This is a genomic window from Stenotrophomonas sp. STEN225, from assembly GCF_056756445.1.
Genome location: NZ_JBRRBV010000004.1, coordinates 73045 through 84961, shown reverse-complemented (window position 1 = coordinate 84961; position 11917 = coordinate 73045). Strand labels below are relative to the sequence as shown.

The window sequence follows — 11917 nt, the reverse complement described above, 5'->3', positions numbered from 1 at the left end:
GTCCATCCTGGGTGGCCACAGCTTACCCGCGCGCGCTGCGTGCGGGCGTGGAGTGGCCGGAAGGCGCGTCGCGCGCGCCGCGATCAGTAGGCGAAGAAGACCGTCTCATCCGGGCCCTGCATGCGCACGTCCCACCGGTACAGACCCTTGCCCTGCGCCTGCGCAACCAGCGTGTGACCGCGCTCGGGCGGTACCAGCGCGAGGATGCCGTCCTCGCCATTGCTGGCCTCGTCGCTGAAGTAGATGCGGCCCCGCACGGCCTGCAGCAGGCCACGCATGAACACCAGCACGATCAGGTGCGGTGCCTGCGGCTCGCCACGCAGGCCCGGCACGCGGCCCGGCTTGACGGTGCTGAAGGCAAACCGCCCCTGCTCATCGGTCGGCACGCGGCCCCAGCCATCGAAGGCCGGGTCGTGGTCGTCGCGGCGCGGGTCTTCGCCGTGGGCATAGATGCCCTGTGCGTCGGCCTGCCAGATTTCCAGCACGGCATCGGACACCGGCACGCCATTGCCATCGAACACCTGGCCCTGCACGTGCACGCGTTCGCCCTGCGCGGTGGCCGGGGCGATGTCGGTGCGGTACAGCGGTTCCAGGCCCAGGCGGTAGTACGGGCCGACGGTCTGCCACGGAGTGGATTGGAAACTCATGGTCTTACTCCCAGACGGTCATCTTGCGACCGCGCAGCACGATGTCGAAGCGGTAACCCAGCGCGAATTCGTTGGCAGTGGTTTCCCAATCGAACGAGGACACCATGCGCTCGCGCGCGTTGGCATCGTCCACGCAGTTGTAGATGGGATCGAACGCCAGCAGTGGGTCGTTGGGGAAGTACATCTGCGTGACCAGCCGCTGGCCGATGCCATCGCCATGCAGGGAGAAATGGATGTGCGCCGGGCGCCAGGCGTTGTAGTGGTTACGCCACGGGTAGGCGCCGGGCTTGATGGTGGTGAAGCGGTAACGGCCTTCGCTGTCGGTCAGCACCTGGCCCGTACCCTTGAAGTTGGGATCCAGCGGTGCATCGTGCTGGTCACCCTTGTGCAGGTAACGGCCAGCAGCGTTGCACTGCCATACCTCGACCACGGTGTTGCGCACCGGGCGGCCATTCTCGTCCAGCACGCGGCCGCTGACGATGATGCGCTCGCCCTGCGGCTGGCCGGGGAAACCTGCGGTCAGGTCCGCGGCGTGCTCACCCAGGGTGATGCGGTTGATGCTCGGGCCGGTCACTTCCGAGAGCGTCACCGGGATGGCGATCGGATCGGTACCCGGGCCACGCAGCGCGGTGGAGGCATACGGCAGGTGGATGCGCGGCGGCTGGCTGCCGGGATACGGCGTGCGGTAGCCGCGCAGTTGAGTGGGATCGCTCATGGCGTACTCCTGTTGGCGAGCGGCCCGCAGGCCGCGGCTGTCGTGCAGATCATGGGTTCGTTGGGGCTCACACGCGCTCAATGGCCAGGGCTACACCCTGCCCCACGCCGATGCACATCGTGGCCAGGCCACGCCGGCCCCCGGTGGCTTCCAGCTGGCGCAGCAGGGTCAGGGCCAGGCGCGCACCGCTCATGCCCAGCGGGTGCCCCAGTGCGATGGCGCCGCCGTTGGGGTTCACGTGCGCGGCATCATCGGCCAGGCCCAGCTGGCGCATGCAGGCCAGGCTCTGCGAGGCGAACGCTTCGTTCAGCTCAATGGCATCGAAATCGGCGATGGACAAGCCCAGGCGCGTCATCAGCTTCTGGCTGGCCGGCACCGGGCCCATGCCCATGATTGCCGGCTCCACGCCGGCGCTGGCAAAGCCGAGAATGCGTGCGCGCGGGGTGAGGCCCTGCGCCTTGACCTGCGCACCGGACGCCAGCAGCAACGCCGCGGCACCATCATTGATGCCCGAGGCATTGCCTGCGGTCACCGTTCCGGGTTGCCGGAACAGTGGCTTCAGTCCGGCCAGAGCGTCTGCGGTGGTATCGCCGCGCGGGTGTTCATCGCGGTCGACAGTCACGGTCTCGCCGCGCCTGCGGCCCGGCACCTCCACCGCCTCGATTTCGCCATCGAAGAATCCACCCGCCTGCGCGGCGGCGGTGCGTTGCTGGCTGCGCAGCGCGAACGCATCCTGGTCCTCGCGGCTGATGGCGTAGCGCTCGGCCACGTTCTCGGCGGTCTGGCCCATGGTCTCCACGCCATGCAGCTCGCGCAGGCGGGAGTTGATGAAGCGCCAGCCCATGGTGGTGTCTTCAATCTGCTGGTCGCGGGCGAACGGCGAGGTCGCCTTGCCCATCACGAATGGCGCGCGTGACATCGACTCGACACCACCGGCAATGGCCAGACCCAGCTCGCCCGTGGCGATCCCACGGGCCACCGTGCCGATCGCATCCAGGCCCGACCCGCACAGGCGGTTGATCGTGCTGCCCGGCACCGTCACCGGCAGGCCGGCCAGCAGCAGGCTCATGCGCGCAACGTTCCGGTTGTCTTCGCCGGCCTGGTTGGCACAGCCGAGGTAGACGTCCTCGACCAGCGCCGGATCCAGCTGCGGGTGGCGCGCCAGCAGTGCCTTCAGCGGAATCGCGCCGAGGTCGTCGGCGCGCACGCCGGACAGCGCACCACCATAGCGACCGATCGGGGTACGGATGCCATCGACGATGTAGGTCTCGTGCAGGCTCATCTCAGGCTCCCTCGGCCAGTGCCAGCGGCAGGCCGGTCAGTTCACGCAGTTGTCCGATATCCATCCCTTCCACCATCTCCAGCACGGTCGCGCCATCAGCCCCCAGATCGAACACCGCCACATCGGTGTACACGCGCGACACGCAGCGCAGCCCGGTCAACGGGTAGCTGCACTCGGTCACCAGCTTGCTCTCGCCCTTCTTGGTGAACAGGTCCATCATCACGAACACCTGCTTGGCACCGATGGCCAGGTCCATCGCGCCGCCCACGGCCGGAATCGCATCGGGGGCCCCGGTGCTCCAGTTGGCGAGGTCGCCCTGCACCGAGACCTGGAAGGCACCCAGCACGCAGATATCGAGGTGGCCGCCACGCATCATCGCGAACGAATCGGCATGGTGGAAATAGCAGCCCCCGGTCAGCAGGGTGACCGGCTGCTTGCCGGCATTGATCAGATCCGGATCCTCCCGGCCAGGCGCCGGCGCCGGTCCCATGCCCAGCAGGCCATTCTCCGACTGCAGGAAGATCTCCTTGTCGGCCGGCAGGAAATTGGCCACCGTGGTCGGCAGGCCAATGCCCAGGTTGACGTAGGCACCTTCGGGAATGTCACGCGCCACGCGCGCGGCCATCTGTTCGCGGCTGAGCTTGTTCATGCCTGCACCCCCGCTGCGGCCACCGGCACCACGCGCTGCACGAAGATGCCCGGGGTCACCACGGCCTCCGGGTCCAGTTCACCCAGCGGCACCACCTCACGCACCTGCACGATGGCGCAGCGCGCGGCCATCGCCATCAGCGGGCCGAAGTTGCGTGCGGTCTTGCGGTACACCAGGTTGCCCCAACGGTCGCCGCGGTCGGCCTTGATCAGCGCGAAATCAGCGTGCAGCGGGTACTCAAGCACGAAGTGACGCCCGTCGATCTCACGCGTCTCCTTGCCCTGCGCCAGCTCGGTGCCGTAGCCGGTCGGGGTGAAGATCGCGCCCAGGCCGGAACCCGCCGCGTGGATGCGCGCGGCCAGATTGCCCTGCGGCACCAGCTCCAGTTCTATCTCACCGGCGCGGTAGGCGGCGTCGAAATGCTGCGAATCGGCCTGGCGCGGAAACGAGCAGACGATGCGACGCACGCGCTTGTGCCTGATCAGCGCGGCCAGGCCGGTATCGCCGTTGCCGGCGTTGTTGTTGATGATGCACAGCTCGCGCGCACCCTGTGCGATGAGCGCGTCGATCAGCTCGTCGGGCATGCCCGCCGTGCCAAAGCCGCCGATCATCACGGTGGCGCCATCATGGATATCGGCCACCGCTGCTTCCACGCTGGCCACGGTCTTGTCGATCACTGCATTGCTCCTTGCCCTGCGCGCCAGCGGTCATCACCGCCTCGCTTCAGAGCCACTGCGAAGGGAAAACACGGCCTCGACATGGTCGCCATGGCACTCCGTCCGGTCAATGCGATATTCGCACTCATGATTCGATAATCGCACATTGAGTCAACGACTCCCTCGCGGTTCAACGCTGGTTCCGGCCCACGCCCACGCGCAGACCCAGGCACGCCCAGGCCGCAAGCAGCAGCGGCAGCGCGCACAGCACATACAACGCGGAGGGCCGCCAGTGGCCATCCACCAGCACACCCACCGTGAGCGGCGAGAGGATCGCACCGACGCGGCCGATGCCGATGGCCCAGCCCAGACCGGTGGTCCGCACTTGCGCGGCGAACACCACCGGCGCCGCGGCATACAGGCCCGCCATCGCGGCGAACAGTGCTGCACCGATCACGAACGCCAACGGGAAGGCCATGCCCAGCTGCGTGTTGAAGGCGGCAAAGCCCAGCATGGACACCATCGCCAGCAGCAGCGCACCGGCGGTCAGCTTCGACAGCGACCAGCGCGAGGCCAGCCAGCCGAACAGGCTGCCGCCGACGATGCCGCCCAGGTTCAACAGCACGCCTCCGGTGATGCCCTGCTGCGCGGAGACACCGGCAGAGACCAGCAGCTTCGGCGTCCAGCTCAGCACGAAGTAGAAGGCGAACATGTGCAGGAAGAAGGCCAGCGCGATCAGCAGCGCGACGCGCCGCAGGTCACCCACGAACAGCGCCGCATAGCCCTGCCGCTGGCCATCACGCAGCGGCGCCGGCGGCAGCGCCTGCAGCTGCGGCATGCGCATGCGCGAGAGCAGCGCGTTCAGGCGCGGCAGCGCATCGGCCGGGCGACGCGCAACCAGGAAATCCAGCGATTCGGGCAGGCACCTGAGCACCAGCGGAATGCACACCAGCGACGCCGCGGCGCCGATCAGGAACACGCTGTGCCAGGACCAGTGTTCCAGCATCCACGCCGCCAGCAGACCGCCGGCGGTGGCGCCTATCGGATAGCCGGTGGCCTGCAGCGCGACCGCCGTACTGCGCCACTTGGCATTGGCGTACTCGGCGGTGATCACGCCCACGCCGGCCAGCATGCCGCCGATGCCGATGCCGGTGTACACGCGCAGCGCGCCCAGCTGCCAGGCGTTGGCAGCCAGCGCCGACAGCGCCATGCCGCTGGTCAGGATCAGCAGGCAGCACACGATCATCGGCCGCCGGCCCCAGCGATCGGCCAGCGGCGCCAGCAGGAACGAGCCCAGCGCCATGCCGACCAGGCCGGCGCTGAGCATCATCCCCAGCACCTTGCCCGACAGCTCCCAGTCCGCCGACACATGCGGCGCGGTAAAGGCCATGACCATCACATCGAAGCCATCGAGCATGTTCAACAGCACGCAGATGGCGATGGCGGTCCACTGGAAGGGACTCATCCGTTCCAGGACAAGCGAGGGTGCGGGGGCGGCGTGGCTCATGGGCGGTTTCCTGCAACAGCGTGATGCGGTGGAACGTCCGGCGGGGAAGGTCTCAGTGACCGGCCTGGCTGGATGCATGGATGACCTGCAGGACGTCCTGCAGGCGATCGACTTCGACCTGGCCCGGTGCCGACGGGGTGCCGATCATGCCGAAGGTGAGCGCCTGGCCGAAGGTTTCACCAGCCAGGCGCGAGACCACACCGGTGCCCCCCATCGACATGGTCAGCAGCGGCCTGTCGCTCTGCTGGCGCACCTGCCAGGTGGCATCGAGCAGGGCCAGCACGTCGCCTGCGTCGCGCGGCATCACCGCGATCTTCAGCACGTCCGCACCCAGCGCCTGCTGCCTGAGCAGGCGGGCGACGATCTCATCGCGGGGCGGCGTTGCGTGGAAGTCATGGTTGGACATCACCACCTTCACGCCGGCCTTGTGCGCCTGCGCCACCAGCGCCTGCACCACCTTCGGATCGCGGAACATCTCCACGTCGATCAGCTGGGCCACGCCGCCGCGCAGCAGCGTGGCGTACAGCGCGCCGTAGTCGGCATCGCTGATCGGCTTGGCGCCGCCCTCGGCCTTGGTGCGGAACGTCACGATGACCGGCTTGCCGCCCAGCGTGGCCTGGATGCGCTTGCCCAGCGCGACCAGCGCCTTGCCATCGGTGGCGATGTCCAGGTAGTCGATGCGCCACTCGGCGATGTCGGTGGCCTTGCTGGCAGCGATGGCCGCCGCCTGCTGCAGGGCCACGTCAGCGGTGGCGCCAGTGATCGGCACGATGGTGCGGGGTTGGCCCTCGCCGATACGCAACTGGCCGACCTGCAGTACCGCCGGCGGCGGTGCGGCCAGGGCCAGCGCCGGGACGGCGCACAGTGCACCGGCCAGCACAACCGGAGCGAGCGGAAACTTCAAGGCGGTCACCAGAGCATGGAAGGAGCGCATGGCCATCAGAAGGTCACCTTGGCCTGTACGCCCACGGCCCAGGCGTTGTCGGTACCGCTGTAGTTGAACGTGCCCGGGTTGACGATGTACTGCACATCCGGGCGGATCATCAGCCACGGGTTTACCTGGACGCTGTAGGACAGTTCGAACAGCTCCTCGGCCTGGCTGAGGTTGTACAGCGGCGAATCGCCAGGCACGCCACCGGCGGCCAGCGTGGCCCGGCGCGCATCGACCAGCCGGTTGTTGATGTCGGCGCCTACGTAGCCCAGCGCGATGCTGTCCTGGGCGCGCGAGCCAATGCCCTGGTAGACCCCGCCCAGCGCGTACCAGCGCTTGATCTGCGCGGTGTCGGTGTCGGACACCATGTACTGCGCGAACGCAGTCAGGCCGCGGCTGGGATCGGCCGACTCCCGGGTCAGACGCTGCTCGGCGAGCACGTAGGCGCCGTGGCGCCCGGTCGTCGGCGAAGCATCCAGACCGCGCTTGTCCACGCGTGAGGTGTCGTAGTAACCGCCGAACTTGTAGACGCCCGCGTAGCGGCTGCCCTTGGCCGGGGTCCAGGTCACTTCCACCGGGAACAGCGAACCGGTGGTACCGGAAGCGAGCGGACGGAACGCGTTGCGTTCGATGTTGCCACCCAGGTTCGGATTCACCTGGAACCAGCCGGTGCGAACGTTGACGGCCGGGCTGACCTGCTGGGCGAACTCACCGCCCCAGCGTGCCACGGGGTAGTTGTACCAGCCGCTGTTGCCCGACATCGCCAGCGGGTGCGCGCAGAACGCCGCATTGACGAAGTGGGTCAGCAGGCTGTGCAGGCCGAACTGGTTGCCCATCGCGTAATAGCCCAGCTTGTAGTACGACTGCCCCGCGTTGAAGGTCTGGTCGTAGCTCAGTTCGGTCAGCCGCGTGTACTGGCCGCCGTACGCTTCCTGGATGGGGAAGCGGTTGCCGACGAAGTCCACCGAGGTGCTGCGGCCGCGACGGTCGTTGAGGGTGAAGTGGAAGGCACCGCCGTTCCAGCCGGCCAGCGTGCCCATGTCCAGGTCCACGCCAACGCGCACCTGCTGCGCATAGCGCGCACCGGTTTCGCCGTAGCCTCCATCGACCACACCCATGGCTTCACCCACGTAGTCGCCGCGGAAGGCGATGCCACGCTCGAACAGATCGGTGCGGGTGCCGCCCCAGTCGCCAGTGAGGGTCCTGCCTTCGTAGCGGTTGCTCGACTGCGCGCTGGCGATGCAGGGCAGCAGCGCGGTGGCCAGGACGGCCAGGGAAACGGGTTTCGCAAGATTCATGATCGCGGTCTCGTGGAGATGATCAGCGCAGCGACAGCGGCGCGCTCAGGGGGGAGGTGGCGCCCTGCGCCGAGGTGACCGTGGCGGTCAGGCTGCCGGCAGCCGCAGCATCTGCCGCGGCGCCGAGCGGGAAGGTGAAACGGCCCTGCCCCTGCGCATCGGTGCGCGCCTGCACGCTGCCCAGCACCCACTCGGCCTCGCTGCTGCTGGCGGCGCGGTTACCGAACACTTCGACCTGGTAACGGCTGTCGGGCGTGCCCTGGAAACGACCGATCAACTGGCGCTGCGTACCCTCGCCCTGCACGCCAGTCAGCTGCGGCGCCGCCTGGCCCAGGTTCGGCAGCGGCTGGCAGTCGGTCTGGCCGGCAGCGGAGCAGATGCGCGCACGCTTGGACGGATCATTGTCGACACCACGACCACGTGAACCGACGAAGCTGGCGTGTTCCAGGCCCGGCACGCCGAACACGATGGCGCCGCGCGGTTGGCCCTTCACGCAGGCGCCGCCGGCCTCGCAGCGCTCGATCGGCAGGCCGTTGCCGAAGATGCGGTTGGCGGTGAAGCGGTTCGGCGCACTGACCGGCTGCGGGCGCACGCCGATGCCGATGCCATTGCCGGTGATGATGTTGCCATCGACCACGTTGCCGCTGCCGGTGATGCTCAGGCCCAGCGAATTGCCGGTGAAGGTGTTGGCGGCGATGTAGTTGCGGTTGCCCCAGTTGATCTGCAGGCCATCGGAGTAATCGACGAAGCGGTTGTGTACCACGCTGTTGTCGTTGCCCCAGAGGATTTCGATGCCCTGCGACGGTTCCGGGTTGGCCTGGGTGGACTGGAACAGGTTGTCGGCCACCAGGTTCCAGGCCGCGCCACGGGTCAGCTCAAGTCCATCGCCGTTGTCGAGGAATTCATTGCGCACGATGCGGTTGTGCACGGTGGTGGTGGCAGTGGACTGCCCTGTGCCGTCGTCCCCGGTGAGCATGATGCCGGCGCCGCCCTTGTTGGCGACGATGCGGTTGTCGTGGATCTCGTTGTGGCTGGAGCGGTTGACCAGCACACCGATGCAGAAATTGCGGATCTCCAGACCGGCCAGTTCAACGCCCTGGGTATCCCGCAGGACCAGCCCCGGCAACGTGGTGGTGCGCACGTTGGTGCCCGACTGGCCCGGTTCGGCGCCCGGACAGGCGTCGGTGCCGGTGCCGGTGACGTAGGCCGAACCGTCGATGGCGACGAACTGGCCATCGCGGCCCCAGGACGTGCCGATGATCTGCACCGGCCCCTTGATCTCCGGCAGCGGCGAGGTCGGCTTGATCACATGGGGCGCGGTACCCACCGCGTCGATCTCGATGCGATAGCGACCCGGCGCGGTGTTGGCGGTGGTGATCGCCCAGCGCAGGGAGCCGGGACGGGTGTCGTCGGCGTAGCGGTCCACGCGCAGCACCTGCAGGGGCCCGCGCGGCGGTTCGGCCTGGTAGGCCAACGCCAAGGTCGGCAACTGGGCGAGCAGGAACAGAGAAACAATGGACAAGCGACGGCGCATGCGATCACTCCGCACAGGTGAAGGGAAATCCTGCGGTCTTCCCCTGCACCTGGCTTCAGCACCGGGTCGGGTGCTGCCCTCGCCCCGCCAGGGGTGGATCGCTTGGACTGCTTTGAATCTGCGGAAGTGAAATTAGGTTTATCGCACTGCACCATTCAAGTGCGGTAATCGACTACGCGTGCGAATATCGCACTGAATGGATACGACCATCGTTGTAGGGAAGGCTGCACTGGCATTTGCCAGGCGAAGCGCACGGCTGCGCCGTAGCACCGGTCAGGAACTGCAGGACAGCATCGAGCAGCCGGCGCGGTCGTCGGCCCAGGCCGGGCGCCTGCTGGCGAAATGCTCACGTCCGGCGCGTTGGGTGTACGGATCGCGCAGCACGTCCTGCAAGGCGTGTACGCCGCCCATGTCCCCTTGTTCCGCACGGTCGATCGCTTCCTGCGCCAGCCAGTTGCGCAGCACGTACAGCGGATTGGCCGCGCCCATCTTCGCCAGGCGCTCGGCGGCCGGAAGAGGATCCGCCCGCAATCGCGCGGCGTAGTCCTGCAGCCACTGCCGCAGCGGCACCTGCACGGCCTCCTGCCGCTCCCGGTCGTAGTAGACCTCAGCCAGTGCCGCCGGATCGGGCGATGCCGGATCGATCCGCATCAAGGCGCGCCAGGACAGGGTCATGTCCATGCCACCGTCCTGCAGCAGCTGCTGCCAGCGCTGGTAGAGCTGCAGATCGGCATCATCGGCAGCTGCCAGGCCAAGCTTGGCCGCCGCATCGCGACGCGTGCAGGCGGCAAAGGTGGCCTGATAGGCAGCAAGGCCCGCCTGCAACGGCGCGACGTCGGCAAACAAGGGCGACAGCGCCTGCGCAAGCCGCCCCAGATTCCAGTACGCCACCTGCGGCTGCGTTCCGAAGCGGTAGCGACGGCCCTGTGCGTCAGTCGTGTTCGGGGTCCAGTCCGGATCGAAGTCCTCGACCCAGCCATAGGGGCCATAGTCGAGAGTGAGGCCGAGCACGGAAAGGTTGTCGGTGTTCATTACCCCATGCACGAAACCGACACGCATCCAGTGCGCGATCATCTCGGCGGTGCGCACCGCGATCTGCGCGAACCAGTCACCGTACAGCGCCTCACCCTGCCCTGCCAGTTCGGGGAAATCACGGGCGATGCAGGCGTCCACCAGTTGCTGCAGCAGCGACGTCTCACCGCGCGAGGCCGGCAGTTCGAACGAACCGAAACGCAGGAACGAGGGCGACACACGGCATACGATCGCGCCGGGCTCGGCTCGCGGACGGCCGTCATAGAACATGTCGCGCACCACGTGCTCGCCGGTACCGACCAGCGACAGCGCGCGCGTGGTCGGTACACCGAGGTGGTGCATGGCCTCACTGCACAGGAATTCACGGATCGACGAGCGCAGCACCGCGCGACCGTCGGCGCCACGGGAGTACGGGGTCGGGCCTGCACCCTTCAGCTGCAGTTCCCAGTGCCGGCCATCCGGCGCAACCAGCTCGCCCAGCGAGATCGCCCGCCCATCGCCAAGCTGGCCCGCCCAGTGACCGAACTGGTGCCCGCCGTAATTGGCGGCCCACGGCTGCATGCCCGGATACAACGCGTTGCCAGCGAATACCTGGGCAAACGTGCCGCTCGACACTTCAGCCACATCGATGCCGAGCAGAGCGGCGACCTCCGGCGACCAGGCCAGCAGGGTCGGCGCGGCGACAGGCGTCGGCATCACCGACGACCAGGCCGCCTCTCGGACTTCACGCCGGCGGGGCCCGGCTTCCGGGTCGCCCGGCAGGACGGTCAGCAGACGGTTGTCGAATCGCGGGAAGGGGCTGTCCATGGCCCTGACATGGGGATGGACGCCGCCGACCTCAATCGCCGCGCAGCGCCTGCAGCGATCCGCCGTGCGCTTCAGCGCGCTGGTAGGCCGGGCGTTCACCGATGCGCTGGAGAAACGCGCGCAGCGCCGGCTTGTCGTCCAGTCCGCCTCCGCGCGCCGCTGCGGCCTGGATCGGGAAGCTCATCTGGATATCGGCCGCGGTGAAACGCTCACCCGCGAACCACGGGCTCTCGGCCAGGCGGCGCTCCATCCAGTCCAGGTGCAGGCGGCGCTGCGGGCCGACGAAGCTCTGCTCGGCCTTGTCGGCAATGCTGCGGGCGATCGGGCGCACGAAGAACGGCACCGGCGCGTTGCGGATGCGGCTCATCACCAGCGTCAGCAGCAGCGGCGGCATCGCCGAGCCTTCGGCGTAGTGCAGCCAGTAGCGATAGGCCATGCGCTCGGCACCTTCGGCCGGTATCGGCGACGGCGACACCTGCCGCTGCGTGTCGTAGCGGTCAGCCAGGTAATCAAGAATGGCGCCGGATTCGGCCAGCACCTGCTCGCCGTCCTGCAGCACCGGTGATTTCCCCAGCGGATGTACCTGGCGCAGTGCCGGCGGTGCCAGCAGCGTTCTGGGGTCGCGCTGGTAACGGCGCAGTTCGTAGTCCAGCCCCAGCTCCTCCAGCATCCACAGCACGCGCAGCGAACGGGAATTCTCGAGGTGATGGACGATGCGCATGAAAGGACTCCAGAGGGGTGCAAGCATCGTAACGCGCCTGCACGCATGCGCCTGTGGATTCGATCCGTGCCTGCTCCCGCCGAGGCAAAAAAAAACGCCGGAAGCTTGCGCTTCCGGCGTTCTGGCTACCCGAGGGCA

Annotated in this window: 11 protein-coding genes; all 11 read right to left on the bottom strand. The window is 67.9% G+C overall.

What is annotated here, in order from left to right:
* Positions 1 to 83 precede the first annotated feature (83 nt).
* Positions 84 to 647: a protocatechuate 3,4-dioxygenase subunit alpha gene (gene pcaG, locus ACVOJ1_RS05685; RefSeq protein WP_346480118.1), complete on the bottom strand. Its 564-nt coding sequence runs from the start codon at positions 645 to 647 to the stop codon at positions 84 to 86.
* A gap of 4 nt (positions 648 to 651) precedes the next feature.
* On the bottom strand, positions 652 to 1362 hold the full coding sequence (gene pcaH, locus ACVOJ1_RS05680) for a protocatechuate 3,4-dioxygenase subunit beta (RefSeq protein ID WP_164152933.1): 711 nt from the start codon (positions 1360 to 1362) through the stop codon (positions 652 to 654).
* A 67-nt stretch (positions 1363 to 1429) separates the two neighbouring features.
* Entirely contained in the window at positions 1430 to 2644 is a 1215-nt protein-coding gene (gene pcaF / locus ACVOJ1_RS05675; RefSeq protein WP_429000968.1) for a 3-oxoadipyl-CoA thiolase, read from the bottom strand.
* 1 nt (position 2645) lies between these two features.
* Positions 2646 to 3293 (bottom strand): 3-oxoacid CoA-transferase subunit B, encoded by a 648-nt coding sequence (locus tag ACVOJ1_RS05670; RefSeq protein WP_053517768.1) that lies wholly within the window; start codon positions 3291 to 3293, stop codon positions 2646 to 2648.
* Positions 3290 to 3970: a 3-oxoacid CoA-transferase subunit A gene (locus tag ACVOJ1_RS05665; RefSeq protein ID WP_053517770.1), complete on the bottom strand. Its 681-nt coding sequence runs from the start codon at positions 3968 to 3970 to the stop codon at positions 3290 to 3292. Before ACVOJ1_RS05665 ends, ACVOJ1_RS05670 begins: the two co-directional genes overlap by 4 nt.
* Before the next feature lie 169 nt (positions 3971 to 4139).
* Positions 4140 to 5456: an MFS transporter gene (locus ACVOJ1_RS05660; RefSeq protein WP_193396263.1), complete on the bottom strand. Its 1317-nt coding sequence runs from the start codon at positions 5454 to 5456 to the stop codon at positions 4140 to 4142.
* A gap of 52 nt (positions 5457 to 5508) precedes the next feature.
* Complete coding sequence (gene aroD / locus ACVOJ1_RS05655) at positions 5509 to 6396, bottom strand: type I 3-dehydroquinate dehydratase (protein WP_262101269.1); 888 nt, start codon at positions 6394 to 6396, stop codon at positions 5509 to 5511.
* On the bottom strand, positions 6396 to 7685 hold the full coding sequence (locus ACVOJ1_RS05650) for a carbohydrate porin (protein WP_065181319.1): 1290 nt from the start codon (positions 7683 to 7685) through the stop codon (positions 6396 to 6398). The genes aroD and ACVOJ1_RS05650 overlap by 1 nt, the downstream gene beginning before the upstream one ends.
* Positions 7686 to 7707: 22 nt before the next feature.
* The gene (locus ACVOJ1_RS05645) at positions 7708 to 9219 is read right to left on the bottom strand and encodes a NosD domain-containing protein (protein ID WP_111185622.1); all 1512 of its coding nucleotides are present in this window, start codon (positions 9217 to 9219) and stop codon (positions 7708 to 7710) included.
* 273 nt (positions 9220 to 9492) lie between these two features.
* Complete coding sequence (locus ACVOJ1_RS05640) at positions 9493 to 11058, bottom strand: protein adenylyltransferase SelO (RefSeq protein ID WP_053517776.1); 1566 nt, start codon at positions 11056 to 11058, stop codon at positions 9493 to 9495.
* A gap of 31 nt (positions 11059 to 11089) precedes the next feature.
* Entirely contained in the window at positions 11090 to 11779 is a 690-nt protein-coding gene (locus ACVOJ1_RS05635; RefSeq protein ID WP_346480117.1) for a glutathione S-transferase, read from the bottom strand.
* Between the last annotated feature and the right edge of the window lie 138 nt (positions 11780 to 11917).